Source organism: Acidovorax sp. A1169 (genome assembly GCF_030704685.1).
Classification (GTDB): Bacteria; Pseudomonadota; Gammaproteobacteria; order Burkholderiales; family Burkholderiaceae_C; genus Acidovorax.
The window spans coordinates 137,885-159,053 of record NZ_JAUZDX010000015.1 but is presented as its reverse complement, the minus strand read 5'-3'; the positions used below and the strand labels follow the sequence as shown (position 1 = coordinate 159,053).

Below are 21,169 nucleotides of genomic sequence, written 5' to 3'. Positions count from 1 at the left end.
CCATGACCGCTGCGACCTCTGTGGCCGCGCGGGGTGCCATGACGGCCCCTGCGCCGGCCGGCCGGCGTGCGCCCAAGCGGGTGCTGCCCGGCTTTGGCCTGACGCTGGGCTACACGCTCTTCTACCTGAGCATCATCGTGCTGATCCCGCTGTCGGCACTGATCTTCAAGACCTTCACCCTCACCTGGGAGCAGTTCTGGGCCGCCATCAGCGCACCGCGCGTGATGGCCTCGTACCGGCTGACCTTCGGCGCATCGTTCATCGCGGCCCTCGTCAACCTGTTCTTCGGCCTGCTCATCGCCTGGGTGCTGGTGCGCTACAAGTTTCCCGGCAAGAAGATCGTCGATGCGCTGGTGGACCTGCCGTTTGCACTGCCCACGGCCGTGGCCGGCATCTCGCTCACCGCGCTCTTGGCCAGCAACGGCTGGGTGGGGCAGTACCTGGAGCCGCTGGGCATCCAGCTGGCCTTCAAGCCCGCAGGCATTGTGATCGCGCTGATCTTCATCGGCCTGCCCTTTGTGGTGCGCACGGTGCAGCCGGTGCTCGAAGATGCCGAGAAAGAGCTGGAAGAAGCCGCCACCTGCCTGGGCGCCACGCGCCTGCAGACCTTCACCAAGGTCATCCTGCCCTCCATTACCCCCGCGCTGCTCACCGGCTTTGCCATGGCGTTCGCGCGGGCGGTGGGCGAATACGGCTCGGTGATCTTCATCGCCGGCAACATGCCCATGATTTCCGAAATCACGCCCCTCATCATCATCGGCAAGCTCGAACAGTACGACTACGCGGGAGCCACCGCCGTGGCGGTGGTCATGCTGGTGATCTCGTTCATCCTGCTCTTGGTCATCAACGCGCTGCAGGCCTGGCAGCGGCGCCATGCGGGAGCACCATCATGAGCGGTGCGAACTCCCGCACGGTGCGCCGCGCCCGCGCCGGCACGACCGAAGCGCCCTGGGTGCGCTACACGCTGATCACCGTGGCGCTGCTCTTCATGCTGCTGTTCCTGGTGCTGCCGCTGGCCGCGGTGTTCGCCGAAGCGCTGCGCAAGGGCTTTGGCGCCTACCTCGACGGCCTGCGCGAGCCCGATGCCTGGTCAGCCATCAAGCTCACGCTGATCACCGCGCTCATCGCCGTGCCGCTGAACCTGGTGTTCGGCGTGGCGGCCGCTTGGTGCATTGCCAAGTACGAGTTCCGCGGCAAGGCCTTTTTGACCACGCTGGTGGACCTGCCGTTCTCTGTATCGCCCGTGGTGGCCGGCCTGGTCTACGTGCTGATGTTCGGCGCGCAGGGCTGGTTCGGCCCCTGGCTGCAGGCGCACGACATCAAGATCATCTTCGCCGTGCCGGGCATCGTGCTGGCCACCGTGTTCGTGACCTTCCCCTTCATCGCGCGCGAGCTGATCCCGCTGATGCAGGCCCAGGGCAACGACGAGGAGCAGGCCGCCATCGTGCTCGGCGCCACCGGCTGGCAGACCTTCTGGTACGTCACGCTGCCCAACATCAAGTGGGGCCTGCTGTACGGGGTGATTTTGTGCAACGCCCGCGCCATGGGCGAGTTCGGCGCGGTGTCGGTGGTCTCGGGCCACATCCGCGGGCAGACCAACACCATCCCGCTGCATGTGGAAATCCTCTACAACGAGTACCAGTCGGTCGCGGCCTTCGCCGCCGCCTCGCTGCTGGCGCTGCTGGCGCTCGTCACCCTGGTCATCAAGTCGATTGCCGAGTGGCGCAACGAGCAGCAAATGAAGGCCGCAGCCGAGCTGCCGCCCGAGCGCCCCGCGCCCGCCATTGCTCCCTCTGCGCGCTGAAGGAAGAAGAAAGCACACCATGAGTATCGAAATTCGCAACGTCAGCAAGCAGTTCGGCGACTTCCATGCCCTGCGCGACGTGAGCCTGGACATCGCCTCGGGCGAGCTGATCGCGCTGCTCGGCCCCTCGGGCTGCGGCAAGACCACGCTCTTGCGCATCATCGCGGGGCTGGAGACGGCCGATGTGGGCACCATCCACTTCTCGGGCGAGGACACCACCGACGTCCACGTGCGCGAGCGCAACGTGGGCTTCGTGTTCCAGCACTATGCGCTGTTCCGCCACATGACGGTGTTCGAGAACGTGGCCTTCGGCCTGCGCGTCAAGCCCCGCAGCGAACGCCCGAGCGAGGCCCAGATCAAGAAAAAGGTCACCGACCTGCTCAAGCTGGTTCAGCTCGACTGGCTGGCCGAGCGCCACCCCTCGCAGCTGTCGGGCGGCCAGCGCCAGCGCATCGCCCTGGCCCGCGCCCTGGCGGTGGAGCCCAAGGTGCTGCTGCTCGACGAGCCGTTTGGCGCCCTGGACGCCAAGGTGCGCAAAGAGCTGCGCCGCTGGCTGCGCCGCCTGCACGACGAACTGCACGTGACCAGCATCTTCGTGACCCATGACCAGGAAGAAGCGCTCGAAGTGGCCGACCGCGTGGTGGTCATCAACCAGGGCCGCATCGAGCAGAGCGGCTCGCCCCAGCAGGTGTGGGACAACCCGGCCAGCCCATTTGTCTACGGCTTTTTGGGCGACGTGAACCTGTTCCAGGGCCGCGCGCACGAGGGCCTGGTGCACCTGGACGGCATGCAGCTCGACGCCCCCGAGCACGCCGACGCGCAGGACACCAAGGCCTTTGCCTATGTGCGCCCGCACGACCTGGACGTGCAGCGCTACGCCCCCGGCGCCGGCATCGACGCCGCAGGCCGCCCGCGCGGCATCGTGGCGCAACTGAGCCGCGCCATCGTGGTCGGGCCCATCGCGCGGCTGGAACTTATTCCATCCGACGATCACAAACCAGCGGACAATTCGAATCCCGAAATGCTGATCGAGGCGCAGATCCCCGCGCAGCAGTTCCGGGAGATGGGTTTCAAGGAGGGTGAGACGCTGGTGGTGACACCACGCCGCGCCCGGGTTTTTCTGGACCACGCTGCCAACATCTGACGCTTGTAGCCCCATGCCCTTTGCGGCGCCCGGCGCAGGCCGGGTGTCGGGGCTCAAGCGGATTGGCATTCAATCGGATAACTAGGCGGGGAGCCGCAGACAGTGCTGTTGCACGGCAAGGCTCCCCAACGACGTTAGCCGGTTGAATGCAAATTCGCATCAAGGATGACAAGAATGGTGTTGAACTGGATTGATAACGCGCCGCGCCGCATCCTCGGGCTGATCAGCCTGGCCTGCGTGGCCATGCTGGCCTTCGGCATGTACCTGCAGCATGTGGTGGGGCTGGAGCCTTGCCCCATGTGCATCGTGCAGCGCTATGCGCTGATCGGCGTGGCCATCTTCACGGGCCTGGCCGCTGCACGGAATTCGCGCGGCTGGTGGATGTCGCTGGCCGGCGTCGCCGTCCTCATCGCCGGCTTCGGCGCCTTCGTCGCCGCCCGCCAGAGCTGGCTGCAGTGGTACCCGCCCGAGGTCGCCACCTGCGGCCGCGACTTCTACGGCATGATCGAAAACTACCCCATCAGCCGCGCCATCCCCATGATCTTCCGCGGCTCGGGGGACTGCGCGGCGATTGACTGGACGTTTCTGGGTGGCTCGATTGCCAACTGGTCGTTTGTCTGCTTTGTGGGGTTTGGGCTGGTGATGCTGGTGCTGCTGGGGCGGCATCTCAAGGGTGGGCGTCGGGGCGGTTCGGGCTATTCGATGGCTTGAAAAGACTCTGCATCCACGCAAAAGGCGCTCCTCGGAGCGCCTTTTGTTTTTTGCGGGCGGTTAGCGCAACGCAGACCCCCGCTGAGGCGTCTGTGCGTGGTACAGCGCAATCTCCACATCAGGGTTCTCGCGCGAGAAGCGCGCCACGATGTTCGGCACGATGCCGAAGATGGCCGAGCCATACACCCCCACATCCAGCCGCCCCAGCTTGCCGCGCGCAGCCCGGTGCGCCCGGTCCACCGCCTGGTCCACCATGCCGAAGATGGCTTTGGCATCGCGCAGCAGGGTCTCGCCCGCATGGGTCAGCACCATGCCGCGGGGAGTGCGCACGAACAGTTGGGCGCCGACTTCGGCCTCCAGGGCCTTGATCTGGCGGGTGAGCGGTGCTGGGACAGGTGCAGGCGCTCGGCGGCGCGGCCCAGGTGGCGTTCTTCCGCTACTGCTACGAAATAGGTGAGGCGGCTGAGGTCCATGGGGAGTTCAGGCGGCGAGATATTGTTGCATTCTGACTGACCGGGCTGTTCACCAGCGACAAGCGCTATTTCGTATGCACCCGCTTCATGAAGCAGCAGTGCTCTCTGACGGTGAAGTCACTTTTGTATCCGCCACGCCGGATGTAAAGCGGCATGCGAAGCATGCCCGCTTCACGGCAGCATTAGTCACCACGGCGCTCATAGAAGAGAACTTGGTATTCACGCGGATCTTCCGTTGAGCCTTCGATGAATTCCACGGAAAAATGTCGACCCGGAAAATCGATCTTCAGCTTGGTCGCCCATGAAGCCTGAAGCGTTTTACCCAAGAACTTCAGCTGACTTTCGGTTGCTTCCGACCAGATGCCCGGATGCTGAATGTCCAAGATATGAAGGTGGTTGATCATTGCCTCTACAGCCTTTGTTTCATGGGCCGTATGAGCTAACCAACCCTCCACATCTGACTCGGTTACGCCCTCGCGGAACACCATTCCGCGTACCTCTACGAACTGCGGCCAAACAAGACTTGCGTATGCAGTTGCGAGCGAGAAGCTTCCCATGCAAGAAGCCCAGCCCTCCGGGGACTCTTCGCCTCCGTTGTGAGCATCCCATTCTCTGAGTTCTGGAACCAATTCGTAGCGATTCATGATTGATGTCAAATTGAGGCAGTCGGCAATTCGCTTTTGAATCCGCCACAGTTTACCGATCAAATGCCGCCTGCAACTCTGCCTTGCTCGACTTCCCCTGGTGCAGCATCAGCATGAGCAGCAGCCGCGCTTTCTGCGGATTCAGGTCACCGGCCATCACCGCACCCGCCTCGAAAGTCGTCTTGCCGCCGCCCGGAAAGCCATACAGCGGGTACGTGCGGCCGTTGTGCACCCGGGTCGAGATCACCACCGGCACGCCCTTGGACAGCGCGTACTTCACCGCCTCGAACATCGAGACATTCATGTTGCCCATGCCCACGGCCTGCACCACGATACCCTTCGCGCCCTGGTCCACGGCGTAACGCATGAGGCTACCGTCAGCGCCGCCGAACATCGCGAGGATTTCCACGCGGGGCATTTCGGCGGTGCCGATGTCGATGTGCTGGCGGCGCAGCGGGGCGCGCGAGAACACGACCTTGTCGTCCCACACCTCGCCGAGGAAGCCGAAGTCGCCTGACTTGAAGGTCTCCACGTTGCCGGTGTGCGTCTTGGTCACGCTGCGGGCGGCGTTGATCTGGTTGTTCATGGCGACCATCACGCCCTTGCCCGTGGCCTCGGGCGTGGTGGCGATGCGGATGGCGTTGAGCAGGTTGCGCGGGCCGTCGAAGTCGGGGGACGAGGCGTTGCGCTGGGCGCCGATCATGACCACGGGCTTGCTGGACTTGACGGTGAGGTCCAGCCAGTAGGCCGTCTCTTCCATGGTGTCGGTGCCCTGGGCGATCACCACGCCGCTGACTTCGGGCCGGGCCAGCGCGTCGTCCACGGCTTTGGTAAGGCGCGACCACCATTTGGCCTCGACGTAGTTGGCCGACATGGCGGAGAAATTGTTCACCTCGATGGTGGCGTACTTGCCGGCATCGGGCACGGTCTGCATCAGGTCGTCGCCAGAGATCGCGGGCACGACGCCCTTGGTGACGGGGTCGACCTTCATGGCGATGGTGCCGCCGGTGGCGATGAACTGCACCACCGGTTTGGCGGGGGTCTGCGCAAATGCCGCGCCGCAGGCAAGGCACAAGGCGGCGAGGGTGGCGATGGAAGGGCTCAGTGTCATGGTCGTTGTCGCCAGTCTGTTGTGGAAAGCGAGAGGGGTGCCGAGGCGGGGCACCTGCGCAGCAGGGGGGCTGCTGTGATTGTGCCGGGGCAAGGCTTTATCGCAATCGCCGTGCCAGCAGCCCATGCATCGCCGCAAGCAGAGGGCCGCGCAGGCGGCTTCGGGGGGAAAGACCGGTATTTCCGCCGGAACGCGCGGCCTCGGTCGGAACTCCACGGCGATGGCATTGGCCGGAAAACCGGAACAGTGCGGCAACCCTGTGCGGAATTCCGCAACGCCGTCTGCCCGGTTCCGGCGCCTGCGCTGACAGCGCCTCATCGCTTGGCAGAGAGCGGGGCGCTGCAGATGCCGCCCTGGCGCGGTGGCGGTGCTTTGCACAAAAGCACCATGCGGGCTGAAAAGCTGCCGTTACCCACCCCGCTGGACGAGGCGCGCAGCCAGGGCGCCTGCTGGCCGATGCGGGCCAGCGCCGCCTTGGCCTCGGCCTCGCTGGCGCGGCCTTCCAGCAGCACCTCGCCGCCTTCGCGCAGCTGCAGCCGTGTCAGCTCCACCTGCGCTCCCAGCAGGGGCAGCAGCTCGCCGCGGATCTGCTCCTCGGTGTAGGCGCTGCTGCCGCCGTTGCCCGGCAGGCAGACGCTGGGCTCGCCCGGCGCCTGGCAGGCCAGGTCGAACAGCACCCGAAAGGCCACTTGCGCACCCTGGGGGCGGGTGTAGGCCACCTGGGCATAGATTACATCGGGCGAGCGGCCTAGCGATTGCACCAGCGTGCGCACTGCCGCCACATCGGGTGCGGTGCCCTCCATCGCGCCGCCGGCCTTGTGCAAATGCACCAAGGCCAGTTCCACGCCGGGCGGCAGGTAGGGGCGGAACCCGTCGGCCGCCAGCTGGCGCGTTGCGGTGGCTACCGGCGCTCCGGGCGCCAGCGCGGCAGGCCCGGAGGAGGGTAACACCGGCGGCGGGCCGGCGCGGCCCAGCACCTCGTCGCGCAGGGCCTGCGCCTCGCGGCGGATGTCCGGCGTCAGCGCCATGGGGTGCACGCGGCTGGCAGGTATGTCTAGCGCCTCCAGCGGGCCGTCGATCCAGATCGGGTACAGCTCGGCCAGTTTGCCGGGCGCTCGGGCGGGCTGGTAGTAGCCCGCCTTGGTCTCGGGGTCGATGCGGATGGAGTAGCGCGCCCTGGTGGTCAGGCTGCTCACGCCGATGTGCCGGGCCTTCACCTCGTGGAACAGCATCGCGGTGCTGCTTTGGGTACTGCTCAACTGCAGCCACTGCACCTGGCCGGTGCCGCCAACCAGTGCATCGGCGTTGGACTTCAGGCTGAGCAAGCCCATCTTCACATCTTCAAACCACACACGCAGTTGTGAACTGGGGTTGAAGTAGATGCGCATCGCCGGCTGCGCCACCCGGTCGAACAGGTAGGCCGCGTGGTCGCCGCTGAGAATAAGGTCGTCGGCCGTGGCCACCTGGAGCGTGAGGCAGGGCGTGCCACGGGGCTGCTGCGCACCGCCGCGCACGCGCAGCACCACATCGCGCGGCACGGCCTTGTCGCCCGGGTTGTAGCGGTCTTCGCCCACCTCCACCTTGTCGTGGGGGCCGATCAGCCGGTTGTCCGGCCCCGATACCACGCGCACTGTGCAGCCGTCGGCCACGATGCGCAGCTGCCGCAGGTTGCCCAGCCGCCCAGAAGCGGGGTCCCACACTCGGTCGCGTGACTCTCGCACCAGTCGGGACTTCTCGATCAGGGTGTCCGGCATGTCGGGCAGGGGGGCTGCGATGGCGGCCAGGCCGCTGCCCAGGGCCAGTGCCGTCAGGCCGGCGCGCGTGAAGGAAAGGAGAGGCATGCCAGCATTGTGTGCCGTTTCCAGGTGTTCAGACGGGCTGCTCGGTGCCCTCGGGATGCGGAAACACCACACCCTCGGTGCCATCCACCCAGGCGGGCAGCTTGGGCATCACGCTCTCGAACAAGGGGCTTGCCTGCCACTGCGCCAGCCAGGCCTGCAGGCGCGGCCAGGGCTGGGCCGCCCACCAATCGGCGTCGATGCCTGCAAACTGCCGCACAAAGGGGGCAATCGCCATGTCCGCCAGCGCCGCATGGTCGCCAAACAGAAATGGTTGTCCTGTCAGCCGCACCTCCAGCCCCTGCATCCACTCCACAGCCTGCGCACGCGCAAGGGCTGCATCAGCCTCGGGATACCGGCTCGGGTACTTGCAGCGATCCAGCGCCTGCTTGAAGGGACCATCGCACTCGGCGATCAGCTCCTGCATGCCGGCCTCGTCGCCGTGGCTGGGCGTGAGCCAGCCGGCGGGGTCGTTGCGGGCCAGCGCCCAGCTCATGATGTCCAGGCTCTGCTCCAGCACGGTCCCATCGGGCAGCACCAGCACGGGCACCGTGGCCTTGGGCGATGCCTGCAGCAGGCCCTGGGGCTTGGCGCGCAGCACCACCTCGCGCAGTTCGCACACCTGGCCGCTCACGGCCAGGGCCAGTCGGGCGCGCATGGCATAGGGGCAGCGGCGAAACGAGTAGAGGACGGGCAGGGCGCTCATGCAGGCCCGTCCTCACCCCCGCCGCGGGGCGGCGTACCGGGCTGGCGTGCGCCGATGTGCTCCTCGCCGCGCGCCTTGGCTAGCTGCATCTGGCGTTCGCGTTCGGCCAGGGCCTGCTCCTGTTCGGGCGTGCGCGTGCCGTGGCAATAGGGGCAGCTCACGCCGGCCGCATAGTGGGGCGAGGCCAGCTCCACCTCGCCCAGCGGCATGCGGCACGATCGGCACAGCTGGTGGTGGCCGGGCGCCAGGCCATGGCCCACCGATACGCGCTCGTCGAAGACAAAACAGTCGCCATGCCAGAGGCTGTCTTCCTCGGGCACGGTCTCCAGGTACTTGAGGATGCCGCCTTCGAGGTGGTACACCTCGCCGAAGCCCTGCGACTTGAGCAGCGCGGTCGATTTTTCGCAGCGGATGCCGCCAGTGCAGAACATGGCCACGCGCGGCTTGCCTTCGAGCACGCCGCCAGGGGCGGACTGCTGGTCCACCCAGGCCGGAAACTCCGCAAAGCTCTTGGTGTGCGGGTTGATCGCGCGCGCAAAGCTGCCGATGCCCACCTCGTAGTCGTTGCGTGTGTCCACCACCACCACGGCCGGGTCGGCGATCAGGGCGTTCCAGTCCTCGGGCTTCACATAGGTGCCGGCGTTGCGCGCGGGGTTCAGGCCGGGCACGCCCAGGGTCACGATTTCGCGCTTGAGGCGCACGCGCATGCGGTAGAAGGGCTGGCGCTCGCCCAGGGCCTCCTTGTGCTGGAGGGCGGCAAAGCGGGCATCGCTGCGCAGCCAGGCCAGCACCGTGTGCACGCCTTCGGGCGGCCCGGCGATGGTGCCGTTGATGCCTTCGGGCGCCAGCAGCAGCATGCCGCGCACGCTGTGGGCGTCGCACAAGGCCTGCAGTGGGTCGCGCAGGTCCGCAAAGTCGGGCAGGTCGACGAACTGGTACAGGGCGGCGGTGAGGATGGATGGCGTGACGGACTGCACGGAGGCGGGTGTAAAACAGGACAGAAGGGCTGATGATAGCGGTCACTTTTGGTTACGATGGGTGGTCGCCAACGCCGCAGCCAAGGTCGCCATGAGCAAGGAATCCACCGTCCATCTTTTTCGCCGGCTCGAGCAGCTCAACGGCATCGGTGCCGCGCTCTCGCGCGAGCGCGACATCGACCGGCTGCTGGAGAACATTCTGGAGGCCGCCAAGGCCATCACCGGGGCCGATGGCGGCACGCTCTACAGCGTGACCGAGGACCAGACGGCCCTGCGCTTCGAGATCGTGCGCACCGATTCGCTCGACATCCGCCTGGGCGGCACCACGGGCCGGCCCATCGATTTTCCGCAGTTGCCGCTGCGCAGTGCCGATGGCTCGCCCAACGATACGCTGGTGGCGGCCTATGCGGCCATCCACGACCGCACGGTGAATGTGGCCGATGCCTACAGCGAAGAGGGCTTCGACTTCTCGGGCACGCGGCTGTTCGACCAGCGCACCGGCTACCGCTCGCAGTCCTTCCTCACGGTGCCCATGCGCAACCATGACCGCGAGCTCATCGGCGTGCTGCAGCTCATCAATGCGCGTGACCCCGTGACCGGCGAAGTCACCGAATTCTCGACGGCCGACCAGAGCCTGGCCGAGTCGCTGGCCTCGCAGGCAGCGATTGCGCTGACCAACCGGCTGCTGATCACCCAGCTCGAACGCCTGTTCGAGTCGTTCGTGAACCTGATCAACCTGGCCATCGACGAAAAGTCGCCCTACACCGGCGGCCACTGCCAGCGCGTGCCGGCCCTGACCATGATGCTAGCGGAGGCGGTGAACACCACGCAGGAGGGGCCGCTGGCATCCTTCACCATGACCGAGCGCGACCGCTACGAGCTCAAGATGGCCGGCCTGCTGCACGACTGCGGCAAGATCACCACGCCCGTGCATGTGGTGGACAAGGCCACCAAGTTGCAGACCCTGTACGACCGCATCGGCCTGGTGGACACGCGCTTCGAGGTGCTCAAGCGCGATGCAGAGCTGGCGGCCCTGCGCCGCCAGCTGGCGCTGCGCCCGGTGGTGGACGCTGCCGCCGAGGCGCAGGAACTGCAGGGCCTGCAGCACAGCATCCACACGCTGGAGGAGGAGCGCGAGTTCATGCGCCGCTGCAACAAGGGCGCCGAGGCCATGCGGGCCGAAGACCAGCAGCGCGTGCGCGACATCTCGGCCGCGCGCCAGTGGCGCAACCCGCAGGGCGTGCAGACCAGCTTTCTCACGGCCGAGGAGCTGGAGAACCTGACCATCCGCTCGGGCACGCTCACCCAGGCCGAGCGCGACACCGTCAACTACCACATCGTCGCCACCATCAAGATGCTGGAGACGCTGCCCTGGCCGCGCCACCTGAAGAACGTGCCCGAGTACGCGGGCGGCCACCACGAGCGCATGGATGGCAAGGGCTACCCGCGCGGTCTCACGCGCGACCAGATGTCGGTGCAGGCGCGCATGATGGGCATTGCCGACATCTTCGAGGCGCTCACGGCCGCCGACCGGCCCTACAAGAGCGGCATGACGCTGTCGCAGGCGCTGGCCATCATGTGCAAGATGCGCGACAACGGCCACATCGACCCCGACCTGTTCCAGGTGTTTGTGCGCGAGGGTGTGTATGCGCGCTACGGCAAGGAGTTTCTGGAGCCCGCACAGGTGGACGAGATCCCCCCTGAGGTGATTGCCAGGGCACTCGTCGGCTAACGTCTCACGCTACTTGCGCCATCAGCCATTTGTGGAAGGCCTCCATCGCCGGGCTCGGTAAGCGTGATTTCAGCCGTGTGAGCCAGTAGGCGCCACGCTGCAGCTCCAGCGCAAACGGGCGCACCAGCCGGCCCTGCTGCAGCTCGCGCGTGAACATGCTCACCGGCAGCAGCGCCACGCCCGCACCTTGCACGGCTGCCTCGGCCAGGGTCAGGGACGAATCGAACACGGCGCCGCGCACCACGGGGCAGGGCGCACCGGCCGCCTCAAACCAGGCCACCCATTCGTCCACGCGGTAGGTGCGCAGCAGCGGCTGGCGCGCCAGGTCTGCCGGGTGGCGCAGGTGGTGGGCCAGGGCCGGGGCGCACATGGCCGTCATGGGGGCGTGCAATATGCACTGCGCTTCGGTGCCGTGCCAGGCGCCGTCACCGAAGCGGATTGCATAGTCCAGGCCCTCGCCGGCCATGTCAACCCGGTTGTTGTGGGTGAGCAGGCGCAGGTCCACGAAGGGGCAGGCCTGCTGAAAGTCGCGCAGCCGCGGCAGCAGCCAGCCCACGGCAAAGGTGCCGACCACGCCCACCGTGAGCACCTCGCGCGGGCGGGCATCGCTCATGTGCTCCAGTGCGGCCGCAATGCGCTCGAAGGCATCGCTGAGCACGGGCAGCAGCGCCTGGCCTTCGTCCGTGAGCGCCAGGCCCCGGGGCAGGCGGCGAAACAGCGGCTTGCCCAGCCGGTCCTCCAGGTTGCGGATGTGCTGGCTCACAGCCGTCTGGCTCACATTGAGCTCGTCGGCGGCGCGGGTCAGGTTCAGGTGGCGTGCGGACACCTCGAAGGCGCGCAGGGCGTTGAGCGGCAGGTGCATAAGTTTTTCTTGGGTCTCGGGTCGATTATTGTCGATGGTGCTTGGGGCCTGCCACCGGTATCGTTCACCCATTCCGACAACCACCTCACAGGTAAGAAGATGCAACGACGCAACTTTGTGGCCGCCATAGGCTTCCTTCCCCTGGCCAGCTTGGCCCAGACCAGCCCGCAGAAAAACAGTGCCTCTGCGGCCGATGCCGCCTGGCTTGCCGACCTCAAACGCATCGAGGCCAGCATGGGTGGCCGCGTGGGGGTGGCCGCACTCGATACCCACACCGGCCGGCAGATCGCGCACCGGGGGGGAGAGCGCTTTCCCATGGCCAGCACCTTCAAGCTGCTGCTGGCCGCGCAGACCCTGCGCCGCGTGGACCAGGGCCATGACAAGCTGGACCGGCGCATCACCTATGCCAAGAAAGACCTGGTGACCTACTCGCCCGTGACCGAACCGCACGCCGACGGTGCCGGCCTCACGGTGGAGGAGCTCTGCGCCGGTACCATGACCCTGAGCGACAACACCGCCGCCAACCTGCTCTTGGCCAGCAACGGCGGGCCACCCGCGCTCACGGCCTATGTGCGCTCGCTGGGCGACAGCATCACGCGGCTGGACCGCATCGAGCCCGAACTCAATGAGGCCAAGCCTGGCGACCCGCGCGACACCACCACGCCCGTGGCCATGGTGCATTGCATCCAGGCGCTGGCCCTGGGCCAGGCCCTGTCACCGGCCTCGCGCGAAAAGCTGCAGGGTTGGCTGCTGGCCAACAAGACGGGCGACAAGCGCCTGCGCGCCCGCCTGCCCGAGGGCTGGAAGGCAGGGGAGAAGACCGGCACCGCATCGCGCGGCACCAGCAACGACGCGGGCTTGTTCTGGCCCCCCGGGCGCAAGCCCATCGTTGTGAGCTGCTACCTGACCGGGGGCGAGGCGCCGCCCGAGCAGCGCGATGCCGCCATGGCCGAGATTGGGGCGCTGGTGGCGCAGTGGGCCCTGGCTGCGTAGGGGACGGGTCAGCCCTGCAGTGCCAGCAGGCGTTGGGCGTGCAGGGCCATCATCTTCTCTTCGTTGGCAGGGATGACCAGGGTCTCGAAACCGCCCAGCATCGGCAGGCGCGCCAGCACCGCGGCACGCACCGGCTCGGCGTTCTCGCCGATACCGCCAGTGAACACCAGGGCATCCAGCCCGCCCATCGATACTGCCAGCATGGCCGTGTACTGCGCCACCTTCAGCGCGAAGTAGTCGACCGCAAAGGCCGCCTGCGGGTCGGTGCTGGCCAGCAGGGTCTGCATGTCGCTGCTGACACCTGACAGGCCCTTGAGGCCCGATTCCTGGTACAGCATGTGCTCGACCTGCGCGGTATCCATGCCCAGCTCGCGCTGCAGGTAGATGACGGCACCCGCATCGATGGCGCCGCTGCGCGTGCCCATGGGCAGGCCATCGAGCGCGGTCATGCCCATGGTGGTGTCGACGCTGCGGCCTGCGTGCATGGCGCACAGGCTGGCGCCGTTGCCCAGGTGCGCGGCCACCACCCGGGCCTCGCGCAGTTCGGGGCGGGTGCGGGCGATCTCGTGGGCCAGCCATTCGTATGACAGGCCGTGGAAGCCGTAGCGGCGCACGCCCTGGGCGCGCAGCGCCTGGGGCAGGGCGAAGGTCTGGAACAGCGGGTCCATGCGCGCATGGAAGGCGGTGTCGAAGCAGGCGATGTCCAGCGCATGGCTGGCCAGGCGCTCAGATGCCGCAATGCCGGCCAGGTTATGCGGCTGGTGCAGGGGCGCCAGCGGGGCGAGGGCCTGGAGCCGGGCCACGATGTCGGGCGTGACGACCACCGGCTCGCGAAAGTCCGCACCGCCGTGCACCACCCGGTGCACCACGGCCGCCAGCTGCCAGCCGTCATCGTGCTGGTCGATCAGCTCGATCACGGCCGCCATGGCCGTGTCGTGGTCGGCCGCAGGCAGGGACGTGCGCAGCGGGGCGTCGGCCCCGGCCAGTTTTGCAGACAACTGCGCGCTGGTGTCGATGCCGGTCACCTTGCCGGCCATCAGCACGGCGAGCGACTCGCGCTCGAACACCTGGAACTTGATGCTGGACGAGCCGACGTTCAGCACCAGCAGCACGGGCGTGTTCTGCTTCATTTGATCAGCCCCTTGCTGCGGGCATGGGCCAGCAGCAGCGCCACGGCGCACGACAGCAGGCGCGCCCGCTGGCTGTCGGCCCGGCTGGTCAGGATGATGGGCACGCGCGCGCCCAGCACGATGCCGGCGGCCTCCGCCCCGCTCAGAAAGATGAGCTGCTTGGCCAGCATGTTGCCCGCCTCGATATTGGGCACGAGCAGGATGTCGGCGTTGCCCGCGACCGCCGAGACGATGCCCTTGGTACGGGCCGCCTCCACGCTGATGGCATTGTCGAAGGCCAGCGGGCCATCGATCAGGCAGCCCGTGATCTGGCCCCGGTCGGCCATCTTGCACAGGGCGGCGGCATCGAGCGTGGCGATCATCTTGGGGCTGACGGTCTCTACCGCTGCCAGCACCGCCACCTTGGGCAGCACGTCGGCGCCGAACAGCGCATGCCACAGATCGACGGCGTTCTGCACGATGTCGACCTTGGTGGCCAGGTCGGGCGCGATGTTCACCGCGGCGTCGGTGATGATGAAGGCCTTGGAATAGCTTTCCTGGTCGATCAGGAAGGCGTGGGAGATGCGCCGCTCGGTGCGCAGGCCGGCGTCGCTCTTGACCACCGCGCCCATCAGCTCGTCGGAGTGCAGCGAGCCCTTCATCAGCGCATCGACCTCGCGCGCAGCGGCCAGGGCCACGGCCTTCGCAGCCGCGTCGTGGCTGTGCTCGGCGTCGATCACCTGCCAGGCCGAGATGTCCACGCCCGCCGCTTCGGCGGCCTCGCGGGTGCGCGCGGCCGGCCCCACCAGCACGGGCGTGATGAGCCCAGCCTCGTGGGCCTCGCGCGCTGCCTGCAGCACATTGGCGCTGACCGCGTGGACGATGGCAGTTCGCGCTGGCGCCAGCGTGCGGCAACGGGTCAGCAGGGTGTCGGCATCAAAACTGTTCATCGGGAATCACCAGGGTTGGAAGACAAACACGACGCCGGGTTCGGCTCTCAGACTCTCAGCCGCTCAGAGTTTCTTGACCAGCACCTGGCTGCGCCGGTCCCAGTTGTACTTGCGCTTGCGCGCCTCGGGCAGCCAGTCGGGGTCGGCGGGCTGAAAGCCGCGCTTGATGAACCAGTGCATGGTGCGCGTGGTCAGCACGAAGATGCTGTCCAGCCCGGCGGCGCGCGCGCGCTGCTCGATGCGCTTGAGCAGCTTTTCGCCATCGCCCGTTCCCTGGCTTTGCGGCGACACGGTGACGGCGGCCATCTCGGCCGTCTTCGCCTCGGGGTAGGGGTAGAGCGCCGCGCAGCCGAAGATCACGCCATCGTGGTCGATGATGGTGTAGGCAGAGATGTCGCGCTCGATCTCGGTGCGGTCGCGCTTGACCAGGGTGCCGTCCTTCTCGAACGGCTCGATCAGCTGCAGGATACCGCCCACGTCGTCGATGGTGGCCTCGCGCAGCTCTTCGAGCTTTTCGTCGATCACCATGGTGCCGATGCCGTCGTGCACGTACACCTCCAGCAGCAGCGAGCCATCCACCGCAAACGGCAGGATGTGGCTGCGTTCCACGCCGGCCTTGCAGGCCTTCACGCAGTGCTGCAGGTAAAAGCCGGTGTCGGTGGGCTGCTGCGCGGTGGGCAGCGTGGCCAGCAGGGCCTGGGCCGCAGCCAGCGGCAGCTCGGTGTCGATGGGGTTGTCTTCGCCCTCGGGCTCGCCGGGCAGCATGCGGATGCCGGGCACCTCGGTCAAAAAGATCAGCTTGTCTGCGCGCAACTCAATGGCCACGCTGGTGGCGACTTCTTCCATGCTCAGGTTGAAGGCCTCGCCGGTGGGCGAGAAGCCAAAGGGCGACAGCAGCACCATCGCGCCCATGTCCAGCGTGCGCTGGATGCCGGCCACGTCGACCTTGCGCACCAGGCCCGAGTGCTGAAAGTCCACCCCGTCCATGATGCCCACCGGCCGTGCCGTGAGGAAGTTGCCCGAGATCACGCGCACCGTGGCACCGGCCATGGGCGTGTTGGGCAGGCCCTGGCTGAAGGCAGCCTCGATCTCGTAGCGCAGCTGGCCCGCGGCCTCCTGCGCGCAGTCGAGCGCCACCGAGTCGGTGATGCGAATGCCGTGCGAGTATTTGGCCTCATGCCCCTTGGCCGCCAGTTGCTCGTTGACCTGCGGGCGAAAGCCGTGCACCAGCACGATCTTCACCCCCATGGCCTGGATCAGCGCCAGATCCTGCGCAATGTTGTGCAGCTTGCCGGCCGCGATGCCCTCACCCGTCAGCCCGATCACGAAGGTCTGGTTGCGAAACTTGTGGATGTAGGGCGCCACCGAGCGGAACCAGGGGACGAAGGTGAAATTGAAGACGGCGGACATGGGCAGCGAGGGGTGGGGCGACCGAACAATAAGAATGCGTTGGCAGGCCGGCATCATAAGGGCGTACCCCGCCCCACGCTGCAGGCCAGATCACACGGCCTGGCGGAACGCGCCGAGTTTGGCCGCAAACGGCTCCAGCACCAGCCCTTCGTCCGGCAGGCCGCCCTGCACGGGGGCTGCCAGCGCAATGCCGCAGTCCTTAAGCAAAGCCACCATTTCCACCGGGGCGATGGTGCCCTGGTGCAGCAGCGCGTCCACCGTGCGGCCCAGGGCCTCGCGGTGGGTCTGCAGCAGTTCCTGGGCGCGCCGGTACTGCTGCTGCATCAGCGCCTCGATGGCTTCGTTGCTCGGGCCGATGTCGGTGTTGACGTGGTTGTCCATCTCCACCGTCACGTCGGTGCGGGCCAGGCGCGCACCGAAGCCATGGTGGCGGATGTAGCGTGCCGCCTCGGCCGTCACCTGCTTGTAGTCCTGCTCGGCGCCGGTGGTGCAGGCCATTTCGCCGAACACCAGTTCCTCGGCCACGCGGCCGGCCAGGCCCACGCACATCATGTCCAGCGCGTTCTGCCGGGTGGTGGCTTTCAGGCTGGAGAAGCTGTTGTACCCGCCCTCGAACGAGGCGATGTTGATCTTCACCTCCTGCGGGGCGTGGCCGAACAGCACGCAGTACGCCAGGCCATGCCCGGCCTCGTGCACTGCCAGCAGGGCGCGGAAGTCGGCATTGGCGCGCTGCTTGAGGCGGTTGAGCTCCAGCACCACCGGGAAAGTGGTTTCTGCCGGCCCCTGCGGACCCTGGCCCTGCACCAGCAAATGGCGCTTGGCCGGAGCCAGGCTGATGGGGAACTCCTGCGCCAGCGGCAATTGCTCCTGCATGACCCACAGCGCCGCGTTGACCAGGTTGGCGCTCAGGATGGCATGCACCGACGAGAACAGCGGCCGCGTGCCCTGCGCCGGAAAGACGGCATTGGCGTACAGCTCGTCGAGCACGTCCTGCCCGATGGCAAAGCGCACGCCGCACTGCGCGGCGATGTCGTCCACATAGCGCGTGCACAGGTTGCGGATGAGCTGCTCGTAGGTCGCCTTGCTGAACGAGGGGTAGATCACGTGCTCGTTGCCCAGGCGCGCGATCTGCTCGGGCTTGAAGCGTTCGCCCAGGGCCTTCTTCACGTCGATCAGCGAGAGCTTGCGCGTGAGGCGGTGGAAGATGTCGGCGTCGGTATCGCAGTCCTCCACGCGCTGGGCGGTCTCGTGGTACATCTCGTCGAGGTTGCCGCAGACGAAGACCAGCAGCTTGCTGTAGTCGGTCTCCCAGGAGTGGTGCGACTGCTGAAAGCGCGTGAACAGCGCCTGCACCTTGGCAGGCGGCCACTGCATGATCTCGGCCAGCGGCTCTTGCAGCTTGAGCATGCGCTTGAGCTCCTGCCCATCCCAGGCGTCGAGCTGGAAGCGGTAGGGGGCCTTGCCCGCGCGCGCGTCATCGTCGGTTTCGGCGCGCTCGGCCTCGTAGTGGGCATCGGCCAGCTTGCGCTCGATGTTGGACAGTGCGCTCAGCGCAGGCGGCAGGCGCCCGTCGGATAGCAGCGTCCACACGTCCTGGTAGCGCTCGACCTTCACGTCCTCGCCCTTGCGGTCCATGGTGCGAAAGCGCTGGAACTCGTCGAGTACCAGCACGCCCGGCGCCCCCTCGTGGATGCCCGAGTCGCCCAGCATGCCCGAGATGGTGGAGCTGCGGTAGCTGGCGCCATGGCTGAAGCCGTCCATCTGCACTTCCACGAAGCGGTCATAAAAGCCCAGCAGCTGCGCCAGGCGCCGCGTGAGCTGCGTCTTGCCGGTGCCAGTCAGGCCCCATAGGCAGACGATGACCGGGCGGCTGATGAGCTGGGGCAGCACATACCAGGCGCGCACGGCATCGATCACGCGGTCGATCACATCGTCGATGCCGAAGAGCTCGGCCTTGAGCTGTGCCGCCGCCTGGGCCAGTGCCTGCTGGCGCACGGCCAGCTCGGCTGCAGTCACGGCGCCCGCAGGGGCAGGGCCCCCATGCGCATGCACGGGGGCCGGCGCTGCCTGCGCTGCGGTGGTGGGCACCCCGCCCACGGCCAGGGCCACGGTGGGGTGCAGGGGGTGCCGCAGGTGCGGCGGCACGTCGTTGGTGAATGGATTCATGTCGTCAATCAATCGTTCTGTAGCTTGCCTTGGATCGCCTTGCGCAGGGCGACGTTGTCCGCGCGGCGCTGGGCCCCGCGGCTGCGTATGTGCTTGCCTGCCGCGCTGGACAGGCTGCGCTGGGCCAGCGCAGTGGCCACAGGATTTCGGGGCGGGCCCGAGGCTTCGAGCTTCAGCACCAGGGGCTGCTTCATGCGGCGCAGCTTCTTGATTTCACCCTGGGCGTAGGCGCGGGACAATTTTTGGGCACTCATGTGCACTCCACAAACAAAAAACCCCGGCAAGGTAGCCAGGGCTTGTGGAGCGCTGCACTGGGTGCGAGGTGCGCTTGTTTGCCGTGGCTGGACTCGTGAATGCACAGTCCAGCCGGGGCGGTGGACTGTGGTCAGGCAGGAGCGAACAAGGGAACAAACATAGCGGTGACCTCCAGGGCTTTCAGCGGTGGCCGACATGGCCAAGCGTTGCGGAAAGAAGGCGCAATTGTGGCGAGCCGCGCAGCGTGTGGCAAGCTGGGGTGGAGGCAAAAGCAGCCAACTGTCGCGTGAAAGGAACAGTGACGGCGTGCGCCGGTCAATCGCCCTGGCGATAGACCCAGCCTGCTGCGTGCAGCCACTCCTGCTGGTCCTGCGTCCGTACGACCAGTTCGACCAGGTCGCGGCCTTCGTGCAGCGGTACCTGCACCGCCATGCCGGCGCGGTCTGCCGACAGGGGGAGCAGGAACTGGCGGTCATCCCAGAACAGGTAGCCGCGCAGCTCGGGCAACTCCCTCAGGGTGGCGGTGGCCATGCTGCCGGCTGCCAACAGTATCGATTCCGGCGCTTCATTGGCCTGGATCCAGGTGGTGTCCAGGCGGTCGGCCCAGGCAGCGGGCAGCGGGGCGCTCGCGCGGGGCATTTGCTGTGCCATCGGCGTGGTGACCCAGTAGTGCCCGGCGCGGGCCGGCTCGCGCGACAGCAGGTAGCGGCGGCCATCGGCCTGCTCCCAGCGGTAGTGCGTGCCGGGCTTGGCATCCGCCCACCACCAGCCATCGCTGCGCAGGCGCAGGCCCTCGCACAGTGGCTCCCAATCCTTGAGCGCTGCGGACCACACCGAGATATCGACCTGCTGGCTGTCGGGCGAAACCACCTTCAACGGCTTGGACGCACGCCCATAGATGCCAAGCACGGCATCGACGTCGGTGGTGGATGACGTGGCCACCGAAGGCACGGTGGTGCTGACCTTGGCAGGCAGGGCCTGCAGCTGGCCGGTCTCCTGCAGGGCCCGCAGCAAGATGCCTTCGGCGATGGGGCCGGGGCGAAAGCCCGGTGCGTTGCCCGTGAGCAGCAAGGCCATGCCGGCCTGGGGCAGCACGTAGAAGTCGCTTGCGCAGAACACCGTGCTGCCGCTCTTTTGCCAGGCCCGCACGCCTGCGGCGTCCAGGCCCGGCTGCTGCGTGCTGTCCCAGCCCAGGCCCCAGTGCCAGTCGGGGGCGAGGTCGATGCGCATGCCCTGGTTCTGGTCGCGGCCCATCTCCGCCACGCCGGCCTTCGAGACCACGCGCTGGCCATCTTGCTCGCCGCCCTGGATCAGCAGGGCGGCAAGCCGCATCATGTCGCCGGGCGTGGTGCACAGCCCGCTCGTGGCGTAGCCCATCACGAACTCCTGCCCTTGCCGCGCCTGGCCGATGTAGCCCGGCGCGAAGCTGCCTTCGGGCAGCGGCCGCAGCGTGAAGCCTGAGCGGCCCATGCTGAGCGGCGTGAGGATGGCGGTCTGCACGAACGCGGGGTAGCTCTGGCCCGTGACGGCCTGCACGATGCGCTCGATCAGCGTGAAGCCATCGTTGCAGTAGACCGCCATGGCCCCGGGGGCGTGTTTGAGGTGCATGTCGGCCAGCGCGGCCTCCACCCCGGCCGCATACCCTGGAATCGGGGCAAACGCGAACATGTTGTGCAGGTAGGTGCCGGGCAGGCCCGAGGCGTGGCTGAGCAAATGCCGCACGGTGATGTCGCGGTAGCCGGACGACAGCATGCTGAACTGCGGCAGGTAGCGCACCACCGGGGCATCGAGCTGCACCAGTTGGCGGTCCGCGAGGATCATCACGGCCAGCGCCGCGACCACCTTGCTGACCGAGCCCACGTTGAACCGCGTTTCCGGCGTGGCGGGGGCGGCCGGGGTGGCTGGGGTAGCTTGGGTGTCGCGCAGCACCTCGAAGGCCTCCTGCCAGACGATGCGGTCACCGTACATCACCGCGATCGAGGCGGCCCGTGTGTCGCTGGCCTGCATGGCCTGCCGGATCTGGCGGCGACCCCAGGCCATGGTGGCATCCAGGTTGGGCGCGGGGGCACTGCTGCCGCCGCAGCCGGGCAGCCAGGGCGCCAGGGCCGCGGTGCCGGTCCATGCCAGCCAGTCGCGGCGCGATGGGGTTGGGAGGCGTTCGTCCAGGGGAGGCTTGAAAGCAGATGTCTGCGGGGGCATTCGGGATATTCTTCGGTGCGCGCAGCGTGACGACATTGCCGGTTGGTGATGGGGTGATTACATCCTGAAAATCGCCTGCTCCGGC

General features: G+C 67.3%; 19 protein-coding genes and 1 pseudogene. 6 read left to right on the top strand and 14 right to left on the bottom strand.

Annotation, left to right across the window (positions count from 1 at the left end):
• The first annotated feature begins 2 nt into the window (after window positions 1–2).
• The 4 genes from cysT to QYL93_RS22290 all read left to right on the top strand — a co-directional run bounded on the left by cysT (window position 3) and on the right by QYL93_RS22290 (window position 3,659).
• Complete coding sequence (gene cysT, locus QYL93_RS22305; RefSeq protein WP_305745713.1) at window positions 3–893, top strand: sulfate ABC transporter permease subunit CysT; 891 nt, start codon at window positions 3–5, stop codon at window positions 891–893.
• Window positions 890–1,804, top strand: coding sequence for a sulfate ABC transporter permease subunit CysW (cysW, locus tag QYL93_RS22300; protein WP_305745712.1), 915 nt, complete (start codon window positions 890–892; stop codon window positions 1,802–1,804). The genes cysT and cysW overlap by 4 nt, the downstream gene beginning before the upstream one ends.
• Before the next feature lie 19 nt (window positions 1,805–1,823).
• The gene (locus QYL93_RS22295) at window positions 1,824–2,948 is read left to right on the top strand and encodes a sulfate/molybdate ABC transporter ATP-binding protein (RefSeq protein ID WP_057204261.1); all 1,125 of its coding nucleotides are present in this window, start codon (window positions 1,824–1,826) and stop codon (window positions 2,946–2,948) included.
• A 174-nt stretch (window positions 2,949–3,122) separates the two neighbouring features.
• Window positions 3,123–3,659 (top strand): disulfide bond formation protein B, encoded by a 537-nt coding sequence (locus QYL93_RS22290; protein WP_305745711.1) that lies wholly within the window; start codon window positions 3,123–3,125, stop codon window positions 3,657–3,659.
• Window positions 3,660–3,719: 60 nt separating this feature from the next.
• Here the strand turns inward: QYL93_RS22290 and QYL93_RS22285 are convergent, their stop codons facing one another.
• The 7 genes and pseudogenes from QYL93_RS22285 to QYL93_RS22260 all read right to left on the bottom strand — a co-directional run bounded on the left by QYL93_RS22285 (window position 3,720) and on the right by QYL93_RS22260 (window position 9,408).
• Window positions 3,720–3,989 (bottom strand): hypothetical protein, encoded by a 270-nt coding sequence (locus QYL93_RS22285; RefSeq protein ID WP_305745710.1) that lies wholly within the window; start codon window positions 3,987–3,989, stop codon window positions 3,720–3,722.
• A gap of 18 nt (window positions 3,990–4,007) precedes the next feature.
• Window positions 4,008–4,132 (bottom strand): annotated as a pseudogene (locus tag QYL93_RS32015) (LysR family transcriptional regulator); the annotation flags it as partial.
• A 182-nt stretch (window positions 4,133–4,314) separates the two neighbouring features.
• Window positions 4,315–4,776, bottom strand: coding sequence for a hypothetical protein (locus tag QYL93_RS22280; RefSeq protein ID WP_305745709.1), 462 nt, complete (start codon window positions 4,774–4,776; stop codon window positions 4,315–4,317).
• Window positions 4,777–4,828: 52 nt separating this feature from the next.
• Window positions 4,829–5,887, bottom strand: coding sequence for an asparaginase (locus QYL93_RS22275; RefSeq protein ID WP_305745708.1), 1,059 nt, complete (start codon window positions 5,885–5,887; stop codon window positions 4,829–4,831).
• 314 nt (window positions 5,888–6,201) lie between these two features.
• Entirely contained in the window at window positions 6,202–7,728 is a 1,527-nt protein-coding gene (locus QYL93_RS22270) for a hypothetical protein (protein ID WP_305745707.1), read from the bottom strand.
• A gap of 28 nt (window positions 7,729–7,756) precedes the next feature.
• Complete coding sequence (locus tag QYL93_RS22265) at window positions 7,757–8,431, bottom strand: glutathione S-transferase (protein WP_305745706.1); 675 nt, start codon at window positions 8,429–8,431, stop codon at window positions 7,757–7,759.
• Entirely contained in the window at window positions 8,428–9,408 is a 981-nt protein-coding gene (locus QYL93_RS22260; RefSeq protein ID WP_305745705.1) for a rhodanese-related sulfurtransferase, read from the bottom strand. Before QYL93_RS22260 ends, QYL93_RS22265 begins: the two co-directional genes overlap by 4 nt.
• Before the next feature lie 91 nt (window positions 9,409–9,499).
• Between QYL93_RS22260 and QYL93_RS22255 the strand changes: the two genes are divergently transcribed.
• Window positions 9,500–11,140 carry an HD family phosphohydrolase gene (locus QYL93_RS22255; protein WP_305745704.1) on the top strand — a complete coding sequence of 547 codons (1,641 nt, stop codon included), beginning with the start codon at window positions 9,500–9,502 and terminating at the stop codon, window positions 11,138–11,140.
• A gap of 4 nt (window positions 11,141–11,144) precedes the next feature.
• Here QYL93_RS22255 and QYL93_RS22250 read toward each other — a convergent pair whose 3' ends face one another.
• Window positions 11,145–12,002 carry a LysR family transcriptional regulator gene (locus QYL93_RS22250; RefSeq protein ID WP_305745703.1) on the bottom strand — a complete coding sequence of 286 codons (858 nt, stop codon included), beginning with the start codon at window positions 12,000–12,002 and terminating at the stop codon, window positions 11,145–11,147.
• A 99-nt stretch (window positions 12,003–12,101) separates the two neighbouring features.
• On the opposite strand from QYL93_RS22250, the gene bla reads away from it, so the two are divergent.
• Window positions 12,102–12,995 (top strand): class A beta-lactamase, encoded by an 894-nt coding sequence (gene bla, locus QYL93_RS22245; protein ID WP_305745702.1) that lies wholly within the window; start codon window positions 12,102–12,104, stop codon window positions 12,993–12,995.
• A gap of 8 nt (window positions 12,996–13,003) precedes the next feature.
• On the opposite strand, the gene QYL93_RS22240 is transcribed toward bla, so the two are convergent.
• The 6 genes from QYL93_RS22240 to QYL93_RS22215 all read right to left on the bottom strand — a co-directional run bounded on the left by QYL93_RS22240 (window position 13,004) and on the right by QYL93_RS22215 (window position 21,084).
• Window positions 13,004–14,125, bottom strand: a complete 1,122-nt coding sequence (locus QYL93_RS22240; protein ID WP_305745701.1) for an acetate/propionate family kinase — start codon at window positions 14,123–14,125, stop codon at window positions 13,004–13,006.
• A complete protein-coding gene (locus tag QYL93_RS22235) occupies window positions 14,122–15,054 on the bottom strand; it encodes a bifunctional enoyl-CoA hydratase/phosphate acetyltransferase (RefSeq protein ID WP_305745700.1) in 933 nt (310 codons plus the stop codon). The genes QYL93_RS22240 and QYL93_RS22235 overlap by 4 nt, the downstream gene beginning before the upstream one ends.
• A 63-nt stretch (window positions 15,055–15,117) precedes the next feature.
• Window positions 15,118–16,464 (bottom strand): amino-acid N-acetyltransferase, encoded by a 1,347-nt coding sequence (argA, locus tag QYL93_RS22230; RefSeq protein ID WP_305745699.1) that lies wholly within the window; start codon window positions 16,462–16,464, stop codon window positions 15,118–15,120.
• A 90-nt stretch (window positions 16,465–16,554) separates the two neighbouring features.
• Window positions 16,555–18,630 (bottom strand): AAA family ATPase, encoded by a 2,076-nt coding sequence (locus QYL93_RS22225; protein WP_305745698.1) that lies wholly within the window; start codon window positions 18,628–18,630, stop codon window positions 16,555–16,557.
• 8 nt (window positions 18,631–18,638) lie between these two features.
• Entirely contained in the window at window positions 18,639–18,884 is a 246-nt protein-coding gene (locus QYL93_RS22220) for a hypothetical protein (RefSeq protein WP_305745697.1), read from the bottom strand.
• 316 nt (window positions 18,885–19,200) lie between these two features.
• A complete protein-coding gene (locus tag QYL93_RS22215; protein ID WP_305745696.1) occupies window positions 19,201–21,084 on the bottom strand; it encodes a serine hydrolase in 1,884 nt (627 codons plus the stop codon).
• Window positions 21,085–21,169: the final 85 nt, after the last annotated feature.

Bases quoted from the DNA above. Each gene is read 5' to 3' on its own strand.
- cysT (WP_305745713.1), top strand. From the start codon at position 3: ATGACCGCTGCGACCTCTGTGGCCGCGCGGGGTGCCATGACGGCCCCT.
- cysW (WP_305745712.1), top strand. From the start codon at position 890: ATGAGCGGTGCGAACTCCCGCACGGTGCGCCGCGCCCGCGCCGGCACG.
- QYL93_RS22295 (WP_057204261.1), top strand. From the start codon at position 1,824: ATGAGTATCGAAATTCGCAACGTCAGCAAGCAGTTCGGCGACTTCCAT.
- QYL93_RS22290 (WP_305745711.1), top strand. From the start codon at position 3,123: ATGGTGTTGAACTGGATTGATAACGCGCCGCGCCGCATCCTCGGGCTG.
- QYL93_RS22280 (WP_305745709.1), bottom strand. From the start codon at position 4,776: ATGAATCGCTACGAATTGGTTCCAGAACTCAGAGAATGGGATGCTCAC.
- QYL93_RS22275 (WP_305745708.1), bottom strand. From the start codon at position 5,887: ATGACACTGAGCCCTTCCATCGCCACCCTCGCCGCCTTGTGCCTTGCC.
- QYL93_RS22270 (WP_305745707.1), bottom strand. From the start codon at position 7,728: ATGCCTCTCCTTTCCTTCACGCGCGCCGGCCTGACGGCACTGGCCCTG.
- QYL93_RS22265 (WP_305745706.1), bottom strand. From the start codon at position 8,431: ATGAGCGCCCTGCCCGTCCTCTACTCGTTTCGCCGCTGCCCCTATGCC.
- QYL93_RS22255 (WP_305745704.1), top strand. From the start codon at position 9,500: ATGAGCAAGGAATCCACCGTCCATCTTTTTCGCCGGCTCGAGCAGCTC.
- QYL93_RS22250 (WP_305745703.1), bottom strand. From the start codon at position 12,002: ATGCACCTGCCGCTCAACGCCCTGCGCGCCTTCGAGGTGTCCGCACGC.
- bla (WP_305745702.1), top strand. From the start codon at position 12,102: ATGCAACGACGCAACTTTGTGGCCGCCATAGGCTTCCTTCCCCTGGCC.
- QYL93_RS22240 (WP_305745701.1), bottom strand. From the start codon at position 14,125: ATGAAGCAGAACACGCCCGTGCTGCTGGTGCTGAACGTCGGCTCGTCC.
- QYL93_RS22235 (WP_305745700.1), bottom strand. From the start codon at position 15,054: ATGAACAGTTTTGATGCCGACACCCTGCTGACCCGTTGCCGCACGCTG.
- argA (WP_305745699.1), bottom strand. From the start codon at position 16,464: ATGTCCGCCGTCTTCAATTTCACCTTCGTCCCCTGGTTCCGCTCGGTG.
- QYL93_RS22225 (WP_305745698.1), bottom strand. From the start codon at position 18,630: ATGAATCCATTCACCAACGACGTGCCGCCGCACCTGCGGCACCCCCTG.
- QYL93_RS22220 (WP_305745697.1), bottom strand. From the start codon at position 18,884: ATGAGTGCCCAAAAATTGTCCCGCGCCTACGCCCAGGGTGAAATCAAG.
- QYL93_RS22215 (WP_305745696.1), bottom strand. From the start codon at position 21,084: ATGCCCCCGCAGACATCTGCTTTCAAGCCTCCCCTGGACGAACGCCTC.